The sequence below is a fragment of the Nocardioides sp. URHA0032 genome, assembly GCF_000620645.1.
Taxonomy (GTDB): domain Bacteria; phylum Actinomycetota; class Actinomycetes; order Propionibacteriales; family Nocardioidaceae; genus Nocardioides.
The window spans coordinates 107,997-132,489 of the sequence record NZ_JIAV01000002.1; the positions used below are offsets into that span (position 1 = coordinate 107,997).

Genomic DNA, 24,493 nt, shown 5'->3' on the forward strand with positions numbered 1-24,493 from the left:
TCCTCGACGGGGAACCGGTTAGGGCAGGATGGACCGCGATCAGACCGGGACGACGAGTCAGGAGATGACTGCTGTGGCCAGTCAGGACAGCTTCGGTGCCAAGAGCACCCTGGACGTGGACGGCACGTCCTACGAGATCTTCCGCCTCGACGCGGTGCAGGGCGAGGGCCTCGACGTCGCGTCGCTGCCGTTCAGCCTCAAGGTGCTGCTGGAGAACCTGCTCCGCACCGAGGACGGCGCGGACATCACCGCCGACGACATCAAGGCGATCGCCGGCTGGGACGCGGACGCCGAGCCCAGCAAGGAGATCCAGTTCACGCCGGCGCGCGTGATCATGCAGGACTTCACGGGCGTCCCGTGCGTCGTCGACCTCGCCACGATGCGCGAGGCGATGGCCGACCTCGGCGGCGACCCGTCGAAGATCAACCCGCTCGCGCCGGCCGAGATGGTCATCGACCACTCCGTGATCGCCGACGTCTTCGGCACGCCGGAGGCCTTCGAGCGCAACGTCGAGATCGAGTACGAGCGCAACCGGGAGCGCTACCAGTTCCTCCGCTGGGGCCAGGGCGCCTTCGACGACTTCAAGGTCGTCCCGCCGGGCACCGGCATCGTGCACCAGGTCAACATCGAGCACCTGGCCCGCACGGTCTTCACGCGTGAGGTCGACGGCGAGCTGCTGGCCTACCCGGACACCTGCGTCGGCACCGACTCCCACACCACCATGGTCAACGGCATCGGCGTCGTCGGCTGGGGCGTCGGCGGCATCGAGGCCGAGGCCGCGATGCTCGGCCAGCCCGTCTCGATGCTCATCCCGCGCGTGGTCGGCTTCAAGCTCTCCGGCGACCTGCCCGAGGGCTCGACCGCGACCGACCTGGTGCTGACGATCACCGAGATGCTGCGCAAGCACGGCGTCGTCGGCAAGTTCGTCGAGTTCTACGGACCCGGCGTCTCCGTGCTGCCGCTGGCCAACCGGGCCACGATCGGCAACATGAGCCCCGAGTTCGGCTCGACCATCGCGGTCTTCCCGATCGACGAGGAGACGACGAAGTACCTCGAGCTCACCGGCCGCTCGCCGGAGCAGCTCGCGCTCGTCGAGGCGTACGCCAAGGAGCAGGGCCTCTGGCACGACCCCGACGCCGAGCCGCGCTACAGCGAGAAGCTCGAGCTCGACCTGGCCACCGTCGTACCGTCGATCGCGGGCCCGAAGCGCCCGCAGGACCGGATCCAGGTCACGGACGCCAAGGAGTCCTTCCGCAACTCGCTCCAGGACTACGTCGAGGGCGAGGAGGAGAACGGCTACGACGAGTCGGTCGCCGAGTCGTTCCCCGCCTCCGACCCGGCCACGTCCAACGGTCACGGCCAGTCCGCGCCGCCGAGCAACCACCTGTCCGCGGCCCCGAGCGACGGCGGACGCCCGAGCAGCCCGGTCGAGGTCACCCTCGAGGACGGCACGAAGTTCACCCTCGACCACGGCGCGGTGACCATCGCGGCGATCACGTCGTGCACCAACACCTCGAACCCGTCGGTGATGATCGGCGCCGCCCTGCTGGCCAAGAAGGCCGTCGAGAAGGGCCTGCAGCGCAAGCCGTGGGTCAAGACGACCCTCGCGCCCGGCTCGAAGGTGGTCTCCGACTACTACGAGAAGTCCGGCCTCACGCCGTACCTCGACAAGCTCGGCTTCAACCTCGTCGGCTACGGCTGCACCACGTGCATCGGCAACTCCGGCCCGCTCATCCCCGAGGTCTCGGCCGCCGTCAACGAGAAGGACCTGTCGGTCGTCTCGGTGCTCTCCGGCAACCGGAACTTCGAGGGCCGGATCAACCCGGACGTGAAGATGAACTACCTCGCGTCCCCGCCGCTGGTCGTCGCCTACGCGCTGGCCGGCTCGATGGACGTCGACCTGTTCAGCGACCCGCTGGGCCAGGACCAGGACGGCAACGACGTGTTCCTCAAGGACGTCTGGCCGGCGCCGTCGGAGGTCGAGGAGGTGATCGCCGGTGCGATCAACTCGAAGATGTTCGGCGACAGCTACGAGGACGTCTTCGCGGGCGACGAGCAGTGGCGCTCGCTGCCGACGCCGGAGGGCAAGACCTTCGCGTGGGACGAGGCCTCGACGTACGTCCGCAAGCCTCCGTACTTCGACGGCATGCCCGACGAGCCGGAGCCGGTCACCGACATCGAGGGCGCCCGGGTGCTGCTCAAGCTGGGCGACTCGGTCACGACCGACCACATCAGCCCGGCCGGCGCGATCAAGAAGGACTCGCCCGCGGGCACGTACCTCGCCGAGCACGGCGTCGAGCAGCGGGACTTCAACTCCTACGGCTCCCGCCGCGGCAACCACGAGGTGATGATCCGCGGCACGTTCGCGAACATCCGCCTGCGCAACCAGCTCGCGCCGGGCACCGAGGGCGGCGTCACCCGCGACTTCACCAACGGCGGCGACGTCACCTCGGTGTTCGAGGCGTCGGAGAACTACCTCGCCGCCGGCACCCCGCTGGTCGTCCTGGCCGGCAAGGAGTACGGCTCCGGCTCGTCGCGCGACTGGGCGGCCAAGGGCACCTCGCTGCTGGGCGTGAAGGCGGTCATCGCCGAGTCCTACGAGCGGATCCACCGGTCGAACCTGATCGGCATGGGCGTGATCCCGCTGCAGTTCCCGGAGGGGGAGAACGCCGAGTCGCTGGGCCTCACCGGTGAGGAGGAGTTCTCCATCACCGGCATCACCGAGCTCAACTCCGGATCCACGCCCAGGACGGTGAAGGTCAAGGCGGGCGACACCGAGTTCGACGCGGTGGTCCGCATCGACACCCCCGGCGAGGCGAACTACTACCGCAACGGCGGCATCATGCAGTACGTCCTGCGGAACCTCCGCCGGGCCTGATCCCCGCCGAGTCGGCGCAGTCTCAGCTGAGACTGCGCCGACTCGGCAGCTCGGACCCCTCCTTTTCGGGCGCTCGTGGCGTGGGTAGAGGTGAGACCACCTTCCGGAGGACACCATGACCACGCTGCACGACCGGCTGGCCGACCTGGCCGACGACGCCCCGCCGGGCGGACCGGCTCCCGACCTGTGGGACCGGGGGATGCGGTACCACCGGCAGCGGCGCGCCGGTACGGCGGTGATCGCCGCGGCCGCCGTCGTCCTGCTCGCTGTCGTCGCCGGTGCGGCCTGGCAGCGCTCGGCGCCGGTGCCGGCTCCAGCGCGCGGTCCAGTGGGGCTGCCGGACCGGATGTGGTCACCGAGCCCCTGGCTGTCCTCGACGAGCACCCCCGGGCAGCTGGTGGCGCTGACCCGCGCCGACCGCGGGAGCTGGACGGGCACGGACCCGGGCGTGGTCGGCGTCTCGGCGACGTCGGGGGAGTACGCCTTCGTCGAGCTGCCGGGCGTCGACCTGGCGAGCGGCGACGTCGAGCTCGCCCCCGACGGCCGGCACCTCGCGTACTGGCTGACGGGCCCCACGACCGACACGCCGAACAGCCTGTCGGGCCCGATCACGGGCGTCGCCGTCTACGACACTGTGACGGGAGAGGTGGCGAAGCACTGGATCGCCACCGCACACGGACTGATGCCCGACTTCCTCACCTGGGCCGACGCCGACACCGTGGTCTACTCGGCCGGCGAGATCCTCGGGGGCGACGACGACCCCGACATGGACCAGGCGAGCTCGTCCTTTGGAACGGTGACCTCGTGGGACCTCGGCGGTGCACCCGCGCCGGTCGCGGGCGTCGAGCGGGGCGCGTCGCTGGAGGGTGCTGGGCACGGTCGTGTCCTCCTCGAAGAGGGCGACGGCCATGACGACCTGCTGATCGATGTGGACGGTCAGGCGCAGGTCCGGCACCTCGACATCCCCTCGTACCTGGGATCCTTCGGCAGCCTCCGGCCCGTGGCGCTCGCCGCCGGCGGCGAACCGTTCGCACTCGTCCCTGGGGACAGCAACCCCGGCTCGGTGAGTGCCGGAGCCGCGACCGACCTGCGCGACGTGCCCGGCACGGAGCGCACTTTCGGGGTGCTCGACTGGGTGGGCAGCGACGAGATCGTCACGCTGGCCCGGCTGGGCCGGCAGGCGGTCTCGTCGCGTGTCGCGGTTTACCGGGTGGACGTGTCGACGGGAAGGTCGCGGGTCCTCGTGCGGTTCCCGGACGACTCCCTCGGCGGGGAATGGCAGTTCGCAACAGACCTCCTCGACGCGCCGTCGGTCGACGCTCCCGCGCCGCCGTCGCCACTGGACCCGCGCGTCACGGCGGGACTGGCGGTCGCGGTCTGTCTGGCCGCTGTGGCGGCCATTTTCTGGTGGAGGCGCCGTGTCCGGGCCTGACTCGTTCGAGGAGTACGTCGCGGCGCGGCGCGCGGCGCTGCTGCGTACGGCGTACCTGCTCACCGGCCACCGCGAGGACGCGGAGGACCTGGTGCAGGTGGCGCTGGTGAAGGTGGTGCCGACGTGGAGTCGGATCGCGGACGACCCGGAGCCCTACGTGCGCAAGGTGCTGGTGCACGAGAGCGTCAGCCGCTGGCGCCGGCGGCGCTGGCGGGAGGTGCACACCGACCAGGTCCCGGATGCACCGGTCGAGGCGCCGGCTGCCGATCGGATTGCGCTGCAGCGGGCGCTCGCGCGTCTCGCCCCGCGGCAGCGCGCGGTGATCGTGCTGCGCTACTACGAGGACCTGACCGAGGCCGAGACCGCGCGGGTCCTGGGCGTCTCGGTCGGCACGGTGAAGTCGCAGGCCAGGGATGCCCTGGCGAGACTCCGGGCGGACTCGGTGGATACCGTCCTCGCATGATCGTCGCGTTCAGCATCTCGCCCACGACCGCCGACGACACGGGCTCGGTCTCGGAGGCCGTGGCCGCCGCGGTGCGGGTGGTGAAGGAGTCCGGGCTGCCCTACGAGCTGAACTCCATGTTCACCAACGTCGAGGGCGAGTGGGACGAGGTGATGGCGGTCGTGAAGCGGGCCGTCGACGTCGTCGCCGCGGCCTCGCCCCGGGTCGGGCTGGTGCTCAAGGCCGACATCCGGCCGGGCTGGGAGGGTCAGCTGACCGCCAAGGTCGAGCGGGTCCATCGGCTGCTGGACGAGTGATGTCCGACCTGCCGACCGTCCCTCCGCCGGCGTACCCACCGCCAGCGCCCCCGCCCCCGCCGCAGCCGGTCCGCCGGCGCCGGCTGCCGGTCGTGCTCGCGGTCGTGGTCGCCGCGCTGCTCGTGGGTATGGCCGTGACCCTGCCGTACCTGATCAGCGACGAGCCTCCCGAGCAGGCCCGCGACGGAGCCGTGAGCCTCGCCGAGGTGGCGGTGTACGACGACCTCCAGGCCGCGCACACGACCGCGGACGTGGACTACCCGCAGAGCCCGCCGGTCGGCGGCCCGCACGACCGCGCCTGGCTGGACTGCGGGGTGTACGGCGAGCCGGTGCGCGACGAGAACGCCGTGCACGACCTCGAGCACGGGACCGTCTGGATCACCTACGACCCCGAGGCCCGCGTGGACCTGGCGGCGCTCGAGGCGGCCCTGCCGCAGAACGGCATCATCTCGCCGTACGACGGCCTCGACGCGCCGGTCGTCGTGACCGTGTGGGGACGCCAGCTGGCGCTCGACGGCGCCGACGACCCGCGGCTGGCGCTGTTCATCGACACGTTCGGCGGAGGCGAGACCGCGCCGGAGCCGTTCGCGTCGTGCGCGGGCGGGGTGCGGGCGGGCGACGGCCAGCAGGGGACGGACGTCTGACTCAGGACGGCTTGCGCAGCGCCTGGAGCTCGGTCTCGGTGTCCTCGAAGCCCACCGACCGGTAGATCCGGATCGCGAGGTAGTCCGGGTCGGCGACCATGACCAGCGTCTGTGCGCCGAGCTCCTCGAAGCCGTAGCGGGCGACCCGCTCCACGAGCGTGCCCGCCAGGCCCCGGCCCCGTGCCTCGGGGCGGGTCTGCACCTGCTGGAATCGGGCGAGCCCGGGGCTCGCGGCGACCAGGCCCATCGACGACAGCAGGCGGCCGTCCACGAACGCGCCCCACCAGGCGCCGGCGCCCGTCTCCGTCGTCCGGCGCTCGGCGGCCACCTTGCCGCGGACGAACTCCGGCGTCACGTCGTCGTCGAGGTCCCACAGCGCCACCTGCTGCTCCCAGTCGTCGTCGCTGACGAGCCGGCGGTACGTCGCCTCGCGGTTGGGTCGCGGCGGCTCGTGGACCGCGGTGGCCGTCAGGACGCTCGACGCGTCGGTCTCGAAGCCGGCCGCGGCGAACACGGCCAGGTCGTCGCGGGTCCCGTCGGCCGTCGCGACGGCGTACGCCCGGTGCCGGCACTGCGGGAACGTCCGCTCGCTCAGTTCCTCCCAAGCGGGCAGCTCGTCCGACTCGGGCGCCCGGGGGAGGAGCAGGTAGTTGCCCCAGTAGAACGACGGGTTGTCGGGCGTCCGGACCGCGACGTACCCGCCGTGGTCCTCCACCGCGCTGCCGGCGATCCGGGCCAGGGCGAGGTCGGTGCGCACGGCCAGCGAGGGGATCTCCACGCGGGGACCGTAACCGCCCGTGGCACGATCGGTCGCGTGGATTCAGAGAACCGCAGCTACCGCACCGGCGACCGCGAGGTCGTCCTCGACATCACCGACGACTGCCGCGAGTTCGCGGCCTCGCGCGGCGACGGGCTGCTGCACGTGTTCGTGCCGCACGCGACCGCGGGCATCGCGATCATCGAGACCGGCGCCGGCAGCGACGACGACCTGCTCGCCGCGCTCGCCGACCTGCTGCCCGCCGACGATCGCTGGCGGCACGCGCACGGCAGCCGCGGCCACGGCCGGTCGCACGTGATGCCGGCACTGGTGCCGCCGTACGCGACCGTCCCCGTGCTCGACGGGCGCCTGGCGCTCGGCACCTGGCAGAGCATCTGCCTGGTGGACCTGAACGTCGACAACCGCGACCGCGACGTGCGGCTCAGCTTCCTGGCGGGGGCATGAGGATGGACGACGCTGCGCTGCTGGCGCTGTACGACGAGCAGGTCCGCGGCACCCTCGGCATCCGGGTGCCGCTGACCTGGACGGTCGAGCACGACGGTCCGGTGACCCGCTGCGTGACGCCGCGCGAGGGCTTCGCGATGTTCACCGCGGACGCCGGCGCCTTGCCGGCCGAGGAGCTGGAGGCGCTCGTCGACCGGACGTTCGCGGCGTTCACGGCCCGCGGCGTCGGCTTCGAGTGGAAGACGTTCGACCACGACCGCGCCGACCTCGTGCCGCTGCTGGAGGCGCGCGGCGCTCGACCGGAGCCGCACGAGGCGCTGGTTCTAGGCGAGACGAGGCTGCTCGCCGGCGAGCCGGTCCTGCCCGCCGGGCTCACGATGCGCCAGGTCAACGAGCGTGCCGACCTCGAGCGGATCGCGGCGATGGAGAGCGAGGTGTGGGGCGAGGACTGGTCCTGGCTCGCCGACGACCTCGAGGAGCGGCTGGACTCGATCGAGGTGCTGGCCGTCGAGGACGGCGACACCGTGGTCAGCGCCGCCTGGCTGGTCCCGCTCGGTGAGACGGACGTCGCCGGGCTGTGGGGCGGCAGCACGCTGCCGGCGTACCGCGGCCGGGGCATCTACCGCGCGCTGGTCGCGGCCCGGGCCACGTCCGCGCTGGCGCGCGGCTGCACCGTGCTCCAGGTCGACGCCTCCGACGACAGCCGCCCGATCCTCGAACGGCTCGGCCTGCGCACCGTCGGCGGCACGACGCCGTACGCCGTCGCGGCTTTGTCGACACCTGTATGAATGTCTCGATGTCGAGCTACTTCTCCCGTACCGGTCCTACGACGTTCCTGCCGTCCCCGCACGTCGGCGGCGCCTGGCAGCTCGACGAGCAGCACATCGCCCCGGCGCTCGGCCTGCTGACGCACGCCGTCGAGACCGAGCACGGCGACCGGATGGCGGTCTCGCGGCTGTCGTTCGACATCCTCGGCGTGATCCCGCTCGAGGAGGTCTCGGTCGGCGTCCGGGTCGTGCGTCCGGGCCGGACCGTCGAGCTGGTCGAGGCGGCGATGTCGCACGCGGGCCGGCCGGCGGTGCTGCTGCGGGCCTGGCTGATGGCCGAGCGCGACACGGCCGCGGTGGCCGGGACGCGGCTGGAGCCGTTGCCGCCGCCGTCGGCGATGCCGGCCTGGGACCCGACCACCGTCTGGCCCGGAGGGTTCATCGCCTCGGTGGAGGTGCGGCGCGCGCAGGAGGCACCGGGCCGGGCCCGCTACTGGGTGCGCACCGACGTCCCGCTGCTCGACGAGCCGACCAGCGCGCTCGCGTCGGCGGCCGGTCTCGCCGACATCGCCAACGGCATGACGGTCCGCGAGGACCCGCGCAGCGTCGCCTTCCCGAACCTCGACCTGACCGCACACCTCGTCCGGGCCCCCGAGCCGGGCTGGCTCGGCTTCGACACCACGGTCAGCTTCGGGCCCTCGGGGCACGGTCTCACCAGCAGCGTGCTCCACGACGAGCGCGGCCCCTTCGGCACGGTCGCGCAGTCCCTGACCGTGCGACCCTGAGCGTCGCCCAGGCGGCCACCCGCCTCAGGGCAGCAGCAGCATCGAGTCGCCGAACTCGTGCCAGAGGTAGTCGGGCGTGAGGTCGGCGTACCCCCGCGTCACGAGCGACCCGCCGGCGACGGCCCGGAGCAGGTCGAGGTGGCTCGCCTCGGGCTCGTGGAGGCCGGTGAGCAGCCCGTCCACGACGGTGGCGGGTCGGGAGGGCCCCAGGACCAGCGAGGTCCAGCCCGCGGAGGGGACGACGCGGCCGTTGAACGCCGCGGACTCCAGTGCCCGCACGACCGTCGTGCCGACGGCCACGACGCGTCGACCGGTTCGCCGGGCGGAGTTCACGAGCCGGGCGGTGGCGGCGGGGACGGCGTACTCCTCGGTCTGGGGCGGCTCGTGCTTCTCCTGGCTCGCGACGCCCGTGTGCAGCACGAGCGGCGCGATCGTGACGCCGTTCGCGAGGAGGCGCACCAGCACGGCAGCCGTCAGCGGCCGCCCCGCCGACGGCATCTCGGCGCTCCCGGGATGGATGGCGTAGACGTTCTGGAGCGCGTCGATCGGCCAGCTGCCGGTGACGTAGCGGTAGTGGATCGGCCGGCCCCACTCCTCGAGGTACGGGACGCGGTCGACCTGCGGCGAGGGGATCGCGCGCCACAGCCGGGCCTGGCCCGGTGGGTGTGGCTCGACGATCCGCAGCAACACCCCGCCCGGCAGCGGCAGGACCTCACCCGGCACCGGGACGGCCGGCCCCGCGTTCGAGGGCTGCCGGAGCTCGACGACCCAGGACCCGTCGTCGAGCGACGTCGAGACGTGCAGCCCGGGCAGCGCGGACGGCAGCGTCGCGCTCGTGTTGATGACGAGCACGTCGCCGGGGGAGAGGTACGACGGGAGGTCCCGGGCCACGGTGTGCGTGGTCCCCGACGGCGTCACGACCGCGAGCCGGACCCCGTCGCGGGAGATGCCACGCGCCTCGGGCGGCATGGTGGCCGTCATGCGACGTGCCGCCCGCTCGCGGCGTCACCGAGCACCAGCGAGAGCAGCCGCGGGGCGACCGACGAGGGAGCCGGCCGGTCGCTGATGTCCTCGCCCGGGAACGCCGCCTGGTGCATCTCGGTGCGCAGGTCGCCGGGGTCGACGGCGTACACCCGCACGAGCGGCTCCTCCGCGGCGAGCACCCGGGTGGCGTGGTCGAGGGCGGCCTTGGACGCGCCGTACCCGCCCCAGGTCTCGTAGGGCTCGACGGACGCGTCGGAGGTGATGTTCACGATCCGCCCGCCCCGCGCCCGCAGCTGCGGGAGCAGCAGGCCGGCGAGGGCGACCGGGGCGACGACGTTCACCTCGAAGGTGCGGGTGAAGGCGGTCGGGTCGAGGTCGGCGAGCCGGGGGAGCGGACTGGCGCCGAGGGTGCTGGCGTTGTTGACCAGCAGGTCGGCGCCGCCGAGGTCGGTGGCGGCCGCGGCCAGGGCGCCACGGTGCCAGGAGTCCGTGACGTCGCCGGGCACCGCGGCATGCGGGCCGCCCGGCAGCGCGTCGACGGCGGCGCCCAGGCGGGAGGCGTCCCGCGCGTCGGCGACGATCGTCCAGCCGGACTCGGCGAGGTGGGTGGCGAGGGCGAGGCCCAGGCCCTGGGATGCTCCGGTGATGACGGCAACAGGCATGCCAGAAGCCTGCAAGTTGAAGTGAACTTCAAGTCAAGGAGGCTAGCCCAGCAGCTCGCGCGCCAGCGCCACGTGGAACTCCACCGACAGCAGCAGGTCGTCGACGTGCACGCGCTCGTCGGCGTTGTGGAACCCGGCCGTCAGCACCTCCGCCGGGGTCGACCGGAACGGGCTGAAGCCGTACGCCGTGGGCGTGCCCGCCTCGCGCAGGTATACCGAGTCCGTGAAGCCCGTGCACAGCATCGGCAGCAGCTGCGCGTCGTCGCCGGAGGCGACCAGCACCCGCGAGATCGCGTCCATCAGGGCCGTCGCCGGGGACGAGGCGCTGCCGGCGATCAGCGGCTCGGGCCACTCGAGCTCGTAGCGCAGGTCGGTCCCGAGCCGCGCCCGCACGGCACGCTCGACGTCGCCGGGGGTCGTCCCGGGCAGGATCCGGCAGTCCAGCTCGACGGACGCGCGGGCCGGCATCACGTTCCGCTTGCCCGACCCGGCGAGGATCGTCGGTGCCATCGTCGTACCGCCCAGGGCCGGGATGGTGTGCGCGAGCACCGGGTGGAGCGCCGCCGCGTCGTGCAGCGCCGACGCGCGATCGGTCACCGGCCCGAGCAGCACCTCGAGCATCGCGTCCACGTGCGGCGACTCCTGCGGGATCGGCATCCCGCGGCCGACCCGGCCGAGCAGCTCGCCCAGCAGGGGTACCGCGTTCGCGCCGACGTCCGGCGTCGAGGCGTGACCCGCCTCGCCGACGGCGACCACCCGCACCGGGTAGGTGCCCTTCTCGCCCACGCTGATCGTCTGCACGACCCGGCCGTCGGCCAGCGGGAGCCGCTCGCCGCCACCCTCGTTGATCGCCAGGTCCGGCCGGATGTCCGGGCGCGCCTCGAGCAGCCAGCGCATGCCGACGTCGGCCGTGCCGTCCTCCTCGTCGGCGACCGCGATGAGCCACAGGTCGCCGCGCGGCCGGAACCCCGCGCGCGCCAGCTCCGCCATCGCGACGGCCCGGGCGGCGACCTCGTTCTTCATGTCGATCGCGCCGCGGCCCCACAGCCAGCCGCCTTCGTCGACGACGGCGGCGAACGGCGGGTGCGTCCAGTCCCGCGGGTCCGCCGGCACGACGTCGAGGTGGCCGACGAAGGCCAGGGACGGGGCGTCCCCGGTGCCCGGGATCCGCGCGACCAGGTTCGCCCGGCTCGGGTCGCGGGCCACCAGCTCGCAGTCGACGCCGAACCCGCTCAGGTACTCGTGGAGGTACGCCGCCGGCCCGGTCTCGTTGCCCGGCGGCCGACCGAGTACCGCCTCGGGCGCGTTGCTGGTGTCGAAGCGGATCAGCGCCCGCGCGACCTCGAGCACCTCCTCGAGGAGCGGGGTCACGACAGCCGGTCCAGGATCCAGGCGTACACCTCGGCCTCGTAGGCGAGGTGCCCGAACCGTCCCGACGGCCCGACGTGCGCGCCAGCCCCGGTCTCGACGCGGAAGTGGCAGCGTGGCGACCACTCCGGGTCGGTATCGCGCAGCCGCGCCACCCACTTGGCCGGCTCGTGCACCATCACGCGCGGGTCGTGCAGCGCGCCCGTCACCAGCAGGTCCGGGCGCTCACCCGCCGGTGGCGGGTTGTCGTACGGCGAGTACGCCAGCAGCCACTCGAAGTCGGCCCGGCGGCGCGGGTCGCCCCACTCCTCCCACTCGGTGATCGTCAACGGGATGGAGGCGTCGAACATCGTCGTCACCACGTCCACGAACGGCACCTCGGCGACGACCGCGCGCCACCGGTCCGGTCGCTGGCTGAGGACCGCGCCCTGCAGCAGCCCGCCCGCGCTCAGCCCCCGCGTGGCGATCCGCGCCGGATCGACGAGCCCGTCGCGTGCCAGCCCGTCCGCCACCGCGATGTGGTCGTCGAAGGTGTGCTGCTTGTGCTCGAGCTTGCCGTCGAGGTACCAGCGCCGGCCCAGCTCGCCGCCCCCGCGGTTGTGCGCGTACACGTAGACGACGCCGCGGTCGAGCAGGCTGGGCAGCGCCGGGTCCCAGGCCGGCTCGTCGACCGCGCCGTAGGAGCCGTAGCCGTAGACCAGCGCGGGCGCGGAGCCGTCCAGCGGGGTGTCGCGGTGGCGGAGGATCGTCGCGGGCACCGCGGTGCCGTCGGCCGAGGGGAAGGTACGACGTTCGCTCACGTACCGCGCCGGGTCGTGACCCGGGGCCTGCTGCTCCCAGACCTTGTCGAGCAGGCCGGACTCGAGGCCCATGGACCACGCGACGCCCGGCCGCAGCCAGGACTCCTCGAGCACGGTGACCGTGCGGGCGTCGTACTGCGGCGAGCGGAACAGGACGGTGTCACCGTCGGGGTGGTCGGACTCCATCAGCCCGAACCCGCGCGTGCCGGCGAGGTCGTCGTGCGGCACCAGCACCAGCGCGCGCCTGCCATCGGTGCGGACGGTCAGGATCACACCGGCCGCGAAGGCGTCCGCGCGGAGCAGCTGCTCGTGACCTGACTCCGGCCGCGCCTCGGCCCAGCCCGTGCGGTCCTGGTCGGCGCCGTCCGGCACCGTTGCCGTCATCAGGCGCGACTCGACCGCGTCGTCGTCGGTGACGACCAGGAGGTCCGCTCCGCCGTCCGGCAGCCGCCGGTGCTCCGCGTGGTAGCGCACGCCCTCGCGCCGGCCGCCGACCGACCACGGCCCCCGGGTCACGTCGTGGGCGTCGACGACCCAGCACTCCGAGGTGGTGTTGCTCGCGCTCCAGACCACGACCAGGTCGCCGCTGCGGGTGCCGCGGACCTGCACCTCGAAGCGCTCGTCGGGCTCCTCGACCACCAGCACGTCGTCGGCGGTCGGCCCACCCACCCGGTGCCGCCAGACCTGGAACGGCCGGTACTGCGCATCGTGCACGGTGTAGAAGAACCACGCCGAGTCGGCGCTCCACGCGCCGCCGTAGTAGCTCCGCGACACCACCTCGGGGAGGTCGGTGCCGGTGCGCAGGTCGCGGAACCGCAGCTCGTAGACCTCGTCGCCGTCGCGGTCGAAGGAGTAGGCGAGCAGGTCCTCCGACGGGCTGACCAGGGTGACGCCCAGCTCGAGGTAGCCGGTGCCCCGGTCGGGATCGTTGGCGAGGGATTCGACATCGAGCAGGACCTCCGGCGACCGATTCTGTTTCGATTCGGTCTCGGCGCCGTTGATTTCTCTCATCAGATCGGCGTAGTCCCTCCCCGTTTGCGCCGCCGTGTAGTAGGCATATCTCGTACGACGCCAGCGAGCCGACACGTCCGCCTCCGGGAGGCGGCCCACCATCTCGGAGCGCAGGGCCGAGACCAGGGAGTGCAGATGCGCACACGCAGAGTCGTAGAACGTCCTCTCGGCGCGGAGGTGGTCGGCCAGCCTGGTGCCGCCCGACGCCATCCACTGGTACGGGTCCGGGCGCGGCACGCCGTGCTCGAGGTGCTCGAAGGGCTCGCGGGGCGCCGCCGGAGGGGTCGTCACGGAGGTCAAGGTACCCCTCGGGGCACGCGCGTCGTCGTCGCTCTGGCGCTGCTCGCGGCGTGCCTGTCACCGGGCCTCGCGCTGGCGCCGGCCCGGGCGGCGGACGAGCCGGTCACGCTGACGATCGGGGTGCTCAACGACGCCGACTCGCTCAATCCCTTCGTCGGGATCGAGGCGATGTCGTTCGAGATGTGGCAGCTCACCTACGACTACCTGGTCACCTACTCCACCAAGGACCTCTCGCCGGAGCCCGCGCTCGCGCAGAGCTGGGACACGTCCGACGACGGGCTGACCTGGACCTTCCACATGACCGACAAGGCGATGTGGTCCGACGGCCAGCCGCTGACGGCCGAGGACGTCGCCTACACCTACAACCGGGTCATCGACGGCGGGCCGGAGGCGGCCACCTGGGGCGCGTACCTCACCCAGGTCACCAAGGCCGAGGCCACCGACCCGACGACGCTCGTGCTGACGCTGAAGAAGCCGAACTCGAGCCTGCCGCTGCTGCCGATCCCGATCGTTCCCGAGCACGTCTGGAAGGACGTCGCCGAGAAGGACGTGAAGACCTACAAGAACGAGCCGACCGACGGCCAGCCGGTCGTGGGCTCGGGCCCGTTCCGGATGGTCGAGGGCAGCGCCGGCGGGTCGACGTACGTCTTCGAGGCCAACCCGGACTACTGGCAGGGCGCCCCGCACATCGACCGCGTCGTGTTCCGCGTCTACAAGAGCGAGGACCCGATGGTCCAGGCGCTGATCAAGGGCGAGGTCGACTTCGTCGACGGCATCAACGCGCTCCAGGTCAAGTCGCTCCAGGGCCGCGACGGCATCACCGCGCAGAACGGCAACGCCCCGAGCTTCGACGAGATCGCCTTCAACACCGGCGCCATCGACGTCGACACGGGCGACCCGATCGGCGACGGCAACCCCGCGCTGAAGGACGCGGCGTTCCGCCACGCGCTGGGCTACGCCATCGACACCCAGCAGATCATCGACAAGGTCTACCAGGGCGCCGGCGTCCCCGGCAGCGTGATCATCCCGCCGGCGTTCAGCACCTGGCGGTGGGAGCCGCCCGCCGACGAGGCCTACACGTACGACCCCGACAAGGCCGGCCAGCTGCTCGACGCGGCCGGGTACAAGATGGGCTCCGACGGCCTGCGGACGATGCCGGACGGCTCGCCGATCGGCACCCTGCGGCTGGCCGCCCGGTCGGAGTCACCGACCTCGCTGAACACCATGAACTACTTCCAGGAGTGGCTCCAGGACATCGGCATCAAGGCCGACGTCGTCAGCATGGAGTCCAGCAAGCTGACCAATGTCATCCTGGACGGCAACTACGACGCCTTCGAGTGGGGCTGGTACGTCGACCCGGACCCGACCACGATGCTCGACTACCTGACCTGCGGGCAGCTCGGCTCGTGGTCGGACTCGTGGTACTGCAACGACGCCTACGACAAGCTGTACCAGGAGCAGCTCACCGAGATGGACAAGGACAAGCGCGTCGAGCTGGTCCACCAGATGCAGCAGATGGTGTACGAGGACGCGCCGTACCTGGTCACGGCGTACGACACCATCGGCGAGGCGTTCCGCAGCGACCGGTTCGCGTGCTTCGCGCAGCAGCCCGAGCCCGGCGGCGTGTGGCTCTTCCAGTCCGGTGCCTACAGCTACCTGCACGTGCGACCGGCGGCCGAGGCGGGTGACTGCGGCGGCGCCGCCAACGCCACCCAGGCCAGCGAGACGTCCGGCGAGTCGAGCGCGGTGAGCACGCCGGTGATCGTGGGCGTCGCGGTCGTGGCACTCGCGGTCGCCGGGCTCGTCGCGCTCCTCGCTGCCCGGCGGCACCGGACCGCTGCGGACCGGGAGTGACGCGGTGAGCATCGTCGCGGCGGACCCGACGGCCGCCGCGGCGGAGGCTGCCCAGGTCAACCGGCACCGGCGCCGGGGCTTCGGGCGGTACGCCGGCTTCAAGGTGCTCGGCGCGCTCGGCAGCCTGATGTTCATGCTGGTCGTGAACTTCTTCCTGTTCCGCGTGCTGCCCGGCGACCCCGCCCGCACCATGGGCCGGGGCCGGCTCAGCACGCCCGAGCAGCTCGCGGAGTTCAAGAAGACCTACGGGCTCGACGAGCCGGTCCTCCAGCAGTTCGGCACGTACCTGAACAACCTCGTGCACGGGGACCTGGGCTACTCGATCCTGTACCACAAGGACGTCTCCGAGGTCCTCGCCGAGCGGTTCTGGCCGACGATGCTGCTGGTCGGCACCTCCACGGTCCTCGCGGCGGCGATCGGGGTCTGGCTGGGCATCCGCGCCGGCTGGGACCGGGGCAGCCCGCTCGACCGGTTCACGACCGGGGGGTCGCTCACTCTGTACTCGATGCCGGAGTGGTGGCTCGGGCTGCTACTGATCGCGGCGTTCGCGGTCGGCATCGGCCCGCTGCCCGGCATCTTCCCGACGGGCGGGCTGCACTCGGTGGACGTCGACCCGACCTCGCTCAAGGGCGTCCTGGACACCGCGTGGCACCTGGCGCTGCCGGTCGTGACGCTGACGCTGGCCTACCTCGCCGACTACGCCCTGATCATGCGCGGCTCGCTCATCGACGAGCTGCGCTCGGACTACCTGACGACCGCCCGCGCGAAGGGCCTGCGCGACGTCCGGGTCCGCGACAAGCACGCGGTGCCGAACGCGCTGCTGCCGACGACCACGGTGGTGGCGCTGAACTTCGGGTTCGTCGTCGCGGGCGCGATCACCATCGAGACCATCTTCTCGATCCCGGGCCTGGGCCTGCTGACGACCGACGCCCTCCACGTGCCGGACTACTGGCTGCTGCAGGGCGTCTTCATGCTCTCCTCGGCCGCGGTGATCGCCGCCAACCTCGCCGCCAACCTGCTCTACGGCTGGCTCGACCCGCGGGTGCGGACATGAGCGCCCCGGTGGCCTCCGGGACGGTCGCGGTCACGTCCCGGCAGCTCGCCCGGCGGCGCCGCCGGGCGGCGTTCGGGCGGTCCTGGCGCCGGTTCCGCGGGAACCGGGCCGGTATGGTCGGGCTGGTCGTGCTCACCCTGTTCCTGCTCGTCGCGCTGTGCGCGCCCCTGCTCGCCTCGGCGGAGGGCCTCCAGGTCACCAAGGCGACCGGTGGGGTGCTGGAGCCGCCGTCCTCGGAGTACTGGCTCGGCACCGACGCCTACGGCCGCTCGGTGCTCACGCTGCTGATCTGGGGCGCGCGGATCTCGCTATTCGTCGGCCTGATGGCGACCCTGATCTCGATGCTGATCGGCACCCTGGTCGGGCTGACGTCCGGGTACTTCGGCGGATGGGTCGGCGCCGTGCTGTTCCGGCTCACCGAGTGGTTCCTGGTGATCCCGTTCCTGCCGCTCGCGATCGTCCTGGCCACGGTGCTGGGCAGGTCGCTGATGAACATCGTGATCGTCATCGGGGTGACGTCCTGGCCCGGCACCGCGCTGCTGATCCGCAGCCAGGTGCTCTCGATCAAGGAGCGGTCCTACGTCGAGCGCTCGCGCGCGCTCGGCGCCGGGCACCGGCACCTGATCCGCCGGCACCTGCTGCCGAACGTCGTCCCGATCGTGTTCGCGAACACCACGCTCACCGTCGCGGTCGCGATCCTCTCGGAGACCACGCTGAGCTTCCTCGGCCTCGGTGACCCGACCCGGGTCTCGTGGGGCTCGATGCTCGACGACGCCTACAGCGTCGGCGCGATCACCACCGGCTCGTGGTGGTACTTCGTGCCGCCCGGCGTCTGCGTCGTGCTGGTCGTGCTCTCCTTCACCCTCGTGGGCCAGGCCCTCGAGGAGGTCCTCAACCCGAAGCTGCGCGAGCGATGAGCGAGCTGCTGCGGATGGAGAACCTCTCGGTCACCTACCGGACCGAGGAGGGGCTGCTGCCCGCGGTCCGCGACGTCGACCTGGTCGTCGACCGGGGCGAGGTGGTCGGCGTCGCGGGTGAGTCGGGCTGCGGCAAGTCCACGCTCGCCAGCACCGTGCTCCGGCTCCAGCCGGCGTCCGCGACCGTGACCGGCCGGGTGCTCTTCGACGGCGCGGACGTGCTCACGATGCGCTGGGGCGACCTCCGCGCGCTGCGCTGGGCGGGGGCCTCGATCGTGTTCCAGGGCGCGCTGCACTCGCTGAACGCCGTACGTCGCGTCGGCCAGCAGATCGCCGAGCCGATCCGGCTGCACGAGCCGTCGGCTTCGGACGCGTCGGTCGAGCGCCGGGTCGGGGAGCTGCTCGAGCAGGTCGGCATGCCGGCGGGGCGGGCGAAGGCGTACCCGCACCACCTGTCCGGCGGGCAGCGCCAGCGCGTGATGATCGCGATGGCGCTGGCCTGCCGCCCGTCCCTGGTGGTCGCCGACGAGCCGACGACGGCGCTCGACGTGATGGTGCAGGCGCAGGTGCTCGACGTGCTGTCGGGGCTGGTCAAGGAGCTGGGTGTGGGGATGCTGCTGATCAGCCACGACCTGTCCGTCCTCGCGGACATGAGCGACCGGATCGCGGTGATGTACGGGGGCCGCCTGGTCGAGCAGGGTCCCGCGGACCAGCTGTTCACCCACCCGCTGCACCCCTACACGGCCGCCCTGGGAGCGTCGTTCCCGCGGGTCGGCGACCCGGCGGCGCGGTACGCACCCGCGGGCCTGGCGGGCGATCCGCCCGATCCGCGCGAGCTGCCGCCGGGCTGCTCGTTCCACCCGCGCTGCCCGATCGGCGTCGAGGAGTGCACCGCGGCCGAGCCGCCCCTGGAGCTGAAGCAGCCGGACCGCACGGCGGCCTGCATCCGGGTGGGCGCCGAGGTGACCGCGTGACCGGCCTGACCCTGGAGGCCCGCGACCTGGCCGTGGCGTTCCAACTCCGCGGCGGGGACGTCGCGACCGCGCTCGACGGGGCCGACCTGACGGTCCGCAGCGGCGAGATCGTCGCGCTCGTGGGCGAGTCCGGGTCCGGCAAGACGACGCTCGCACGTGCGCTCGTCGGGCTGCAGCCGCCGAGCCGCGGCCAGGTGCTCGTCGACGGGGCGCCGCTGGGCTACCGCGCCCGGCAGCTCAAGCCGTTCCGCCGCCGCGTCCAGATGATCCTGCAGGACCCGGCCGGCGCCCTGAACCCGCGGCACACCGTCTACGACTCGGTCGCGGAGGGCCTGCGGCTGCACGGGCTCGCGCACGGCGGCGAGGTCTCCGAGGAGCAGCAGGTCGCCGATGCCCTCTCGGCGGCGGGGCTGCGGCCGCCGGAGCGCCTCTTCCTGCGCTACCCCCACGAGCTCTCCGGAGGGCAGCGCCAGCGCGTGCTCATCGCCGGAGCGCTCGCGCTGAAGCCGGACCTCCTGATCGCCGACGAGCCGGTGTCAAGCCTGGACGCGTCCATCCGCGGCGAGATCCTGGCGCTGCTGCTGAAGCTGCGCAGCGACTTCGGCCTCGGGATCCTCGTGGTCACCCACGACCTCGGCCTGGCGTGGAACATCGCCGACCGCACCGCGGTGATGTACCTCGGCCGGATCGTCGAGGCCGGACCGACCGAGGAGGTCGTGGCCTCCCCGCAGCACCCCTACACCCAGGCCCTGCTCTCGGTCGTGCCCGAGATCGACCGGCTCGACCCGGTGGTCCTCGAGGGCGAGGTGCCCGACCCGACCCGGATCCCGCGCGGCTGCCGCTTCCACCCGCGCTGCCCAGCGCTCGCCAGCGGGGCGGCGTTCCCGGTCGAGGACGCCTGCCGGGGCGTGCCGCTGCCGGTGCTCTCGGCCAGCGAGGGCCACCACAGCGCCTGCCACCTGGTGGCCGCGCGGGCGGGGCACCGGTGAGCGACCTCCACGAGGCCCTGCCCCGGGAGATGTACGTCGACCCCGGCGTCTTCGGCCGCGAGCGCGACGCGGTCCTGTACGGCGAGTGGTTCTGCGTCGGCCGGCTCGCCGACCTCGGCCTCGACCACGGCGGCCGGGTGGCGGTCGTGGACGTGGTGGGGGAGTCGGTGCTCGTCACCAGCGACACCGACGGCGCGCTGCACGCGGCGTACAACGTCTGCCGGCACCGCGGCTCGCAGCTGTTCACCGCGCTGCCGGGCGCGCAGCCGGTGTGCACGGCTGCGGGCTCGCTGCGCTGCCCGTACCACTCCTGGACCTACGCGCTCGACGGGTCGCTCCTGAAGGCGCCGCACGCGGAGCTGGCCGACGAGGAGCGGCCGGACTTCGCCCTGAAGCCGGTCGCCGTCGACGCCTGGGCCGGCTTCGTGTTCGTCCACCTCGGCACGCCGGCGGCGCCGCTGTCCGAGGCGATGGCGCGGCCGGACCGGACGCTCGCGAACTACGCGATGGGGGAGCTGGTCACCGGGCTGCGGTTCAGCTACGAGGTCGCCGCCAACTACAAGGTCGTCGCCGAGAACTACAACGAGTGCTACCACTGCGGCCCGGTGCACCCCGAGCTCACCCGGCTGGTGCCGGCCTTCGGCGGTGGGGGCACCGAGGTCGACTGGGACAACGGCGTACCGCACCGGGAGGGTGCGTGGACGTTCACGATGAGCGGGACCACGGAGCGCGCGCCGCTGCCCGGCCTCGACGACGCCGAGCGCGAGCGGCACAAGGGGGAGCTCGTGCACCCGAACCTGATGCTCTCCGCCGCGGCGGACCACGTGGCGGCCTTCGTGCTGCTGCCGCAGGCGGCCGACCGCACCCGGATCGAGTGCGTGCTGCTGTTCCATCCCTCCGCGGCCGGCGACGCCGGCTTCGACCCCTCGGACGCCGGCGACCTCTGGGACCTGGTCAACAAGCAGGACTGGGCGATCTGCGAGTCGGTCCAGCGCGGCATGTCGTCGCGGTCCTACACGCACGGCTGGTTCGCGCCGATGGAGGACGACTCCGCGGACATCCGGCGGTGGCTGCTCCCGCGGCTGGGTGGCACCGGTGACTGAGCGCTTCGACCACGTCGTCGTCGGCCTGGGTGCGCTCGGGTCGGCGGCGGCGTACCAGCTCGCGAGGCGGGGCCGCTCGGTGCTGGGGCTGGAGCAGTTCGAGCTCGGCCACCACCGCGGCGCCAGCCACGACACCAGCCGGATCCTGCGGCACAGCTACCACACCCCGGAGTACGTCCGGCTGACCCAGGACGCGTACGACGACTGGGCGCAGCTGTCCGCGGACGCCGGCCGCGAGCTGGTGACGGTGGTCGGCGGGCTGGACCTGTTCCCGCCCGAGCCGGCCATCCCGATGGTCGACTACACCGCCGCGCTGTCCGAGGTCGGCGTGCCGTTCGAGCTGCTCGACGTGGACCAGGTCGGGGAGCGGTGGCCGCAGTTCGCCCTGCCTGCCGGGACGACCGGGCTGTTCCAGGAGCGTGGCGCGATCGTGCCCGCCGGCCCCGGGACCGCGGCGATGCAGGACCTCGCGCGCCGGTACGGCGCGGTGCTGCGCGACCGCTCCCCGGTCGCGTCCGTGACCGGGACGTCGGTGGCGCTGGCGGACGGGACGACGTACTCCTGCGGATCGGTGGTCGTGTGCGCTGACGCCTGGACCGCCCGGCTGCTCGCGCCACTCGGGATCGACCTGGCGCTGACGGTGACGCTCGAGCAGGCGACGTACTTCGCGCCGGAGCATCCGGAGGACTTCGCACCGGAGCGGATGCCGCTGTGGATCTGGATGGACGACCCGTCGTTCTACGGGTTCCCCTGCTACGGCGAGCCGACGGTGAAGGCGGCGCAGGACTGCGGCGGCCCGGTCGTGGACCCGGACGCGCGCGGCTCGGACGTCTCCGAGGAGATGCTCGCGCTGCTGGCGGGCCACATGGGGTCGATGCTGCCGGGCGCCGGCCGTCCGGTGCGGTCGCTGCGGTGCCAGTACGCACTGACACCGGACCGTGACTTCGTCGTGGACCGGGTGCCCGGGCACCCCACGGTCGCGATCGGCCTCGGGGCGGGGCACGGCTTCAAGTTCGCGCCGACCTTCGGCCGGCTGCTCGCCGACCTCGCGACGGGGGAGCGGGAGCGCGTGTCGCCGACGTTCGCCCTGGACCGGCCGGCGCTCGTCGACCCGGCGTACTCCGCGCACTGGCTCGTGTGAGATCGGGTTCTTCATGTCGCTGCTCCCCCCGAGGCGGCAGACTGCTACCTGTGAGGAGGACGTCATGAGTGATCTGGTGCACCTGCAGGACGAGATCCGGGCCCGGGGTGGGTCGGTGCCGGCCATGCTGCCGGCGAGCGCCTACACCTCGGCGGAAGTGCTCGCGTGGGAGCGGCGCCATCTCTTCGCGGGCGGGTGGACCTGCCTGGGCCGGCTCGACGAGCTGCTGCCGACCTCGCTCGAGGACGGCAGGCCCGCGACCCAGCGGGCGGTCATGGTCGGCGACGTCAACGCCCTGCTCACCCGCGCCGACGGTCAGGTCCGGATGTTCGCCAACACCTGCCGGCACCGCGCCCACGAGCTGCTGCCGGACGGCGACGCCTCCGCCCGGCGCTCGGTGGTCTGCCCGTACCACGCCTGGTCCTACGACCTCGCCGGCGACCTCGTGGCCGCGCCCGGCTACCGGGACGAGCCGGGCTTCGACGCCGCGGCGTACTCCCTCGTGGAGCTGCCCGTGGAGGTCTGGTGCGGCTGGGTCTTCGGCCACGCCGCGCACCGGCTGGGCGACCCCGACGTGGTGCCGTTCGCGGACTGCGTCGGCGACTTGGACCGGATCGTCTCGGCGTACTCACCGGCCTCGCTGGTGCTGGCCGAGCGGCACTCGTACGAGATCGCCGCGAACTGGAAGATCGTGGCCGAGAACTACCACGAGTGCTACCACTGCCCGCTGATCCACCCGGAGCTGTGCCAGGTCACGCCGCCGACGTCGGGCGACAACTACGACCTGCCGGGCGCCTGGGTGGGCGGCTCGATGGTGCTGCGCGACGGGATGGCGACGATGTCGCTGACCGGCGAGTCGGACGGGCTGCCGATCCCCGGCGTCTCGCCGACCGCTGTCGAGTACCTGCACCTGCTGCCGAACCTGCTGATCTCGCCGCACCCGGACTACGTGATGACGCACCGGCTGGTGCCGCTCGCGCCGAACCGGACCTGGATCGAGTGCTCGTGGTACCTGCTGCCCCGTCCGGACGGCTCGGTGCCGGACCCGGCGTACGCCGTGGAGTTCTGGGACCTCACCAACCGGCAGGACTGGGCGGCGTGCGAGTCCGTCCAGCGCGGCCTGGAGTCACCGCACTACGCACCCGGCCCGTTCTCGCCCTCCGAGGACGCCGTCGAGCGCTTCGTCGCGCTCATCTCGCGGGCGTACCTCGGGCTCTCGCTGCACGACTACCGGCACACGGACGCGGTGGTCTGAGGGCTCAGCGCCGGCGGCCGAGCCAGCGTGAGGGCCCTGGCACGGCATCCAGCGTGTGCGAGTTAATGTCGGAACGTGTTTGACGGAAACTCACAAGCAGCCCCCGGCTGGTACCCGGCCGGTGAGGTACTCAGGTACTGGGACGGCACTGCATGGACCGAACACACTGCGCCGGTCCTGCCTGCGGAGCCTGAGTCCAACGATGCCCCCGACAAGCGAGCTGACAAGCAGGCGCGGCGGGATGCCAAGCAGATCGAGCGTGCTGCCAAGCAGCAGGACCTTCAGGACAAGCTCGATGCGGCCAAGGCTCAGCGCGCCGCCTCGAAAGCCGGAGACGTCCGACCGGACATCGAAGCCGCGATGGCGAAGATGTCCTACAAGTCCGGCAGCAAGCGCGAGATCCGGCGCCTGCCCGAACACCTCTGGCACGACGAACGGGTGGAGCTCATGGTGGGTGGGGCGTACGGGCCCGGGACCGGGATCCTCGTGCTCACCGACAGGCGACTGATCTTCGTCAAGGACGGCATGACGGCGAAGGTCTCCGAGGACTTCCCGCTCGACAAGGTGAGCTCGGTGCAGTGGCAGACGGGCATGATGCTCGGAACCATCTCGATCTTCGCGTCCGGGAACAAGGCGGAGATCAAGAACGTGCAGAAGACTGACGGGAAGGCCCTTACGGACGCGGTCCGCGCCCGCATCGCGGGCACGCCCCAGGAGCCGCAGGCACAGCCGCCCGCGGTCTCGGAACAGTCTGGCGCGAGCACCGGCGGAGCGGGAGACGCCCACGAGCGCTTGCGCCGACTGGCCGAGCTCCATCGCGACGGCATCCTCACCGACGACGAGTTCAGCGCGAAGAAGCAGCAGCTCCTCGACGAGCTGTGACGTCGGCGACGAGTTTGCCCTGCTGACCCAGGCCGATGGTCGAGCTCGTGTTCAGCGGCGCTGCATCTCCCACGCGAGGTCGATGGCTTGTCGCACCGCCTGCGGCTCGGCGTCCTGCAGGTACGCCTCCACCTTGTGGTGGGCCTCCATCCGGGGCGGCACGCCGAAGCTCTCCGGGTAGGCGGCGACAAGCGCCTCGCGCTCGTGCAGGGGCACCCTGATCACCGCCGTCGCCGGGTCCGGCAGCCGCACGACGAGGCGGTCGTCGACGTACCACGCCGGGCGCGCCGCGGTGCCCTTGCGCTTCACCCCGGGCAGCGACTCGGCGTACCGGCCGACATCCTCGGGAGTCACGCTTGCAGCCTAGTTCTGCGCCCGACTTCCGTGTGGATGCCGCTTGCCAGCGGCAGGGGAGAGGCGTATGATCGAACACATGTTCGAATCGTTCCGGGGCTGCGTCGAGTCGCTCGACGCCGCCGGGATGTCGGACGCCGAGCGGGTCGACCTGATCCGCGAGCTCGAGCAGCTGAAGTGTGCCGCCGAGGCCGCCCAGGCCGAGCTCGCCGCCGCCCTCGGTGAGGGACGCGGCGCGGCCGCACAGGTGGCGCTCGCCCGCCGCGAGTCACCGCACCGCGGCCAGCAGCATCTCGCGCTGGCGCGGGTGCTGCTCGAGCTGCCGCACACCCGCGCGGCGTTCCGTGCCGGGCGGATC

At 72.5% G+C, this 24,493-nt stretch carries 23 protein-coding genes and 1 pseudogene; 18 read left to right on the top strand and 6 right to left on the bottom strand.

Translation table 11 applies throughout. The annotated features are described in order from the left end of the window. Positions 1-64 precede the first annotated feature (64 nt). The 5 genes from N538_RS0101600 (at position 65) to N538_RS23350 (ending at position 5,713) form a co-directional block, all read left to right on the top strand. Positions 65-2,878, top strand: a complete 2,814-nt coding sequence (locus tag N538_RS0101600) for an aconitate hydratase (RefSeq protein ID WP_036569107.1) — start codon at positions 65-67, stop codon at positions 2,876-2,878. Positions 2,879-2,993: 115 nt separating this feature from the next. Further along, complete coding sequence (locus N538_RS0101605) at positions 2,994-4,310, top strand: hypothetical protein (protein WP_028635839.1); 1,317 nt, start codon at positions 2,994-2,996, stop codon at positions 4,308-4,310. After that, positions 4,297-4,773 carry a SigE family RNA polymerase sigma factor gene (locus N538_RS0101610; RefSeq protein WP_028635840.1) on the top strand — a complete coding sequence of 159 codons (477 nt, stop codon included), beginning with the start codon at positions 4,297-4,299 and terminating at the stop codon, positions 4,771-4,773. Before N538_RS0101605 ends, N538_RS0101610 begins: the two co-directional genes overlap by 14 nt. After that, positions 4,770-5,069 (top strand): MTH1187 family thiamine-binding protein, encoded by a 300-nt coding sequence (locus N538_RS0101615; RefSeq protein ID WP_028635841.1) that lies wholly within the window; start codon positions 4,770-4,772, stop codon positions 5,067-5,069. The genes N538_RS0101610 and N538_RS0101615 overlap by 4 nt, the downstream gene beginning before the upstream one ends. Then, positions 5,069-5,713 carry a DUF3105 domain-containing protein gene (locus N538_RS23350; protein ID WP_051548588.1) on the top strand — a complete coding sequence of 215 codons (645 nt, stop codon included), beginning with the start codon at positions 5,069-5,071 and terminating at the stop codon, positions 5,711-5,713. The genes N538_RS0101615 and N538_RS23350 overlap by 1 nt, the downstream gene beginning before the upstream one ends. Position 5,714: 1 nt before the next feature. Here N538_RS23350 and N538_RS0101625 read toward each other — a convergent pair whose 3' ends face one another. Then, positions 5,715-6,491, bottom strand: a complete 777-nt coding sequence (locus N538_RS0101625) for a GNAT family N-acetyltransferase (protein ID WP_028635842.1) — start codon at positions 6,489-6,491, stop codon at positions 5,715-5,717. A gap of 36 nt (positions 6,492-6,527) precedes the next feature. Here N538_RS0101625 and N538_RS0101630 point away from each other — a divergent pair, with 36 nt between their 5' ends. From N538_RS0101630 to N538_RS0101640, 3 genes are read left to right on the top strand one after another with little or no spacing between them, the layout of a single operon-like run. Continuing rightward, on the top strand, positions 6,528-6,935 hold the full coding sequence (locus N538_RS0101630; RefSeq protein WP_028635843.1) for a secondary thiamine-phosphate synthase enzyme YjbQ: 408 nt from the start codon (positions 6,528-6,530) through the stop codon (positions 6,933-6,935). After that, positions 6,932-7,723, top strand: a complete 792-nt coding sequence (locus tag N538_RS0101635; RefSeq protein WP_197025209.1) for a GNAT family N-acetyltransferase — start codon at positions 6,932-6,934, stop codon at positions 7,721-7,723. The genes N538_RS0101630 and N538_RS0101635 overlap by 4 nt, the downstream gene beginning before the upstream one ends. A gap of 8 nt (positions 7,724-7,731) precedes the next feature. Beyond that, entirely contained in the window at positions 7,732-8,487 is a 756-nt protein-coding gene (locus N538_RS0101640) for a thioesterase family protein (protein WP_036569149.1), read from the top strand. Between the two features lie 24 nt (positions 8,488-8,511). Here the strand turns inward: N538_RS0101640 and N538_RS0101645 are convergent, their stop codons facing one another. Genes N538_RS0101645 through N538_RS23360 form a run of 4 tightly spaced genes read right to left on the bottom strand, consistent with a single transcriptional unit; the run spans position 8,512 to position 13,603 of the window. Next, positions 8,512-9,468 (bottom strand): S-adenosylmethionine:tRNA ribosyltransferase-isomerase, encoded by a 957-nt coding sequence (locus N538_RS0101645; protein WP_028635846.1) that lies wholly within the window; start codon positions 9,466-9,468, stop codon positions 8,512-8,514. Then, complete coding sequence (locus N538_RS0101650) at positions 9,465-10,133, bottom strand: SDR family NAD(P)-dependent oxidoreductase (protein ID WP_028635847.1); 669 nt, start codon at positions 10,131-10,133, stop codon at positions 9,465-9,467. Before N538_RS0101650 ends, N538_RS0101645 begins: the two co-directional genes overlap by 4 nt. Positions 10,134-10,175: 42 nt before the next feature. Next, the gene (locus N538_RS23355) at positions 10,176-11,504 is read right to left on the bottom strand and encodes a M20/M25/M40 family metallo-hydrolase (protein WP_051548590.1); all 1,329 of its coding nucleotides are present in this window, start codon (positions 11,502-11,504) and stop codon (positions 10,176-10,178) included. Beyond that, the gene (locus N538_RS23360; RefSeq protein ID WP_051548591.1) at positions 11,501-13,603 is read right to left on the bottom strand and encodes a prolyl oligopeptidase family serine peptidase; all 2,103 of its coding nucleotides are present in this window, start codon (positions 13,601-13,603) and stop codon (positions 11,501-11,503) included. Before N538_RS23360 ends, N538_RS23355 begins: the two co-directional genes overlap by 4 nt. Between N538_RS23360 and N538_RS23365 the strand changes: the two genes are divergently transcribed. The 9 genes from N538_RS23365 (at position 13,553) to N538_RS27805 (ending at position 23,781) form a co-directional block, all read left to right on the top strand. Further along, the gene (locus N538_RS23365) at positions 13,553-15,466 is read left to right on the top strand and encodes an ABC transporter substrate-binding protein (protein WP_155991916.1); all 1,914 of its coding nucleotides are present in this window, start codon (positions 13,553-13,555) and stop codon (positions 15,464-15,466) included. The genes N538_RS23360 and N538_RS23365 overlap by 51 nt on opposite strands. Positions 15,467-15,470: 4 nt before the next feature. Further along, a complete protein-coding gene (locus tag N538_RS0101670; RefSeq protein WP_231496104.1) occupies positions 15,471-16,520 on the top strand; it encodes an ABC transporter permease in 1,050 nt (349 codons plus the stop codon). Further along, on the top strand, positions 16,517-17,437 hold the full coding sequence (locus N538_RS0101675) for an ABC transporter permease (protein WP_051548597.1): 921 nt from the start codon (positions 16,517-16,519) through the stop codon (positions 17,435-17,437). The genes N538_RS0101670 and N538_RS0101675 overlap by 4 nt, the downstream gene beginning before the upstream one ends. Further along, positions 17,434-18,411 (top strand): ABC transporter ATP-binding protein, encoded by a 978-nt coding sequence (locus tag N538_RS23370; RefSeq protein ID WP_036569111.1) that lies wholly within the window; start codon positions 17,434-17,436, stop codon positions 18,409-18,411. The genes N538_RS0101675 and N538_RS23370 overlap by 4 nt, the downstream gene beginning before the upstream one ends. Then, positions 18,408-19,400, top strand: a complete 993-nt coding sequence (locus N538_RS0101685) for an ABC transporter ATP-binding protein (protein WP_028635850.1) — start codon at positions 18,408-18,410, stop codon at positions 19,398-19,400. Before N538_RS23370 ends, N538_RS0101685 begins: the two co-directional genes overlap by 4 nt. Then, positions 19,397-20,503, top strand: a complete 1,107-nt coding sequence (locus N538_RS23375) for an aromatic ring-hydroxylating oxygenase subunit alpha (RefSeq protein WP_036569113.1) — start codon at positions 19,397-19,399, stop codon at positions 20,501-20,503. The genes N538_RS0101685 and N538_RS23375 overlap by 4 nt, the downstream gene beginning before the upstream one ends. Then, positions 20,496-21,644, top strand: a complete 1,149-nt coding sequence (gene solA / locus N538_RS0101695) for an N-methyl-L-tryptophan oxidase (protein ID WP_036569115.1) — start codon at positions 20,496-20,498, stop codon at positions 21,642-21,644. Before N538_RS23375 ends, solA begins: the two co-directional genes overlap by 8 nt. A 64-nt stretch (positions 21,645-21,708) precedes the next feature. After that, positions 21,709-22,899: an aromatic ring-hydroxylating oxygenase subunit alpha gene (locus N538_RS23380; protein WP_051548600.1), complete on the top strand. Its 1,191-nt coding sequence runs from the start codon at positions 21,709-21,711 to the stop codon at positions 22,897-22,899. Positions 22,900-22,974: 75 nt separating this feature from the next. Further along, entirely contained in the window at positions 22,975-23,781 is an 807-nt protein-coding gene (locus N538_RS27805; RefSeq protein WP_081790218.1) for a PH domain-containing protein, read from the top strand. A 51-nt stretch (positions 23,782-23,832) separates the two neighbouring features. On the opposite strand, the gene N538_RS0101710 is transcribed toward N538_RS27805, so the two are convergent. Continuing rightward, positions 23,833-24,135 carry a hypothetical protein gene (locus N538_RS0101710; protein ID WP_028635852.1) on the bottom strand — a complete coding sequence of 101 codons (303 nt, stop codon included), beginning with the start codon at positions 24,133-24,135 and terminating at the stop codon, positions 23,833-23,835. A 79-nt stretch (positions 24,136-24,214) separates the two neighbouring features. On the opposite strand from N538_RS0101710, the pseudogene N538_RS0101715 reads away from it, so the two are divergent. Beyond that, positions 24,215-24,493: pseudogene (locus tag N538_RS0101715) on the top strand (hypothetical protein); the annotation flags it as partial.

Bases quoted from the DNA above. Each gene is read 5' to 3' on its own strand.
- N538_RS0101600 (WP_036569107.1), top strand. From the start codon at position 65: ATGACTGCTGTGGCCAGTCAGGACAGCTTCGGTGCCAAGAGCACCCTG.
- N538_RS0101605 (WP_028635839.1), top strand. From the start codon at position 2,994: ATGACCACGCTGCACGACCGGCTGGCCGACCTGGCCGACGACGCCCCG.
- N538_RS0101615 (WP_028635841.1), top strand. From the start codon at position 4,770: ATGATCGTCGCGTTCAGCATCTCGCCCACGACCGCCGACGACACGGGC.
- N538_RS23350 (WP_051548588.1), top strand. From the start codon at position 5,069: ATGTCCGACCTGCCGACCGTCCCTCCGCCGGCGTACCCACCGCCAGCG.
- N538_RS0101635 (WP_197025209.1), top strand. From the start codon at position 6,932: ATGAGGATGGACGACGCTGCGCTGCTGGCGCTGTACGACGAGCAGGTC.
- N538_RS0101640 (WP_036569149.1), top strand. From the start codon at position 7,732: ATGTCGAGCTACTTCTCCCGTACCGGTCCTACGACGTTCCTGCCGTCC.
- N538_RS0101645 (WP_028635846.1), bottom strand. From the start codon at position 9,468: ATGACGGCCACCATGCCGCCCGAGGCGCGTGGCATCTCCCGCGACGGG.
- N538_RS0101650 (WP_028635847.1), bottom strand. From the start codon at position 10,133: ATGCCTGTTGCCGTCATCACCGGAGCATCCCAGGGCCTGGGCCTCGCC.
- N538_RS0101675 (WP_051548597.1), top strand. From the start codon at position 16,517: ATGAGCGCCCCGGTGGCCTCCGGGACGGTCGCGGTCACGTCCCGGCAG.
- N538_RS23370 (WP_036569111.1), top strand. From the start codon at position 17,434: ATGAGCGAGCTGCTGCGGATGGAGAACCTCTCGGTCACCTACCGGACC.
- N538_RS23380 (WP_051548600.1), top strand. From the start codon at position 21,709: ATGAGTGATCTGGTGCACCTGCAGGACGAGATCCGGGCCCGGGGTGGG.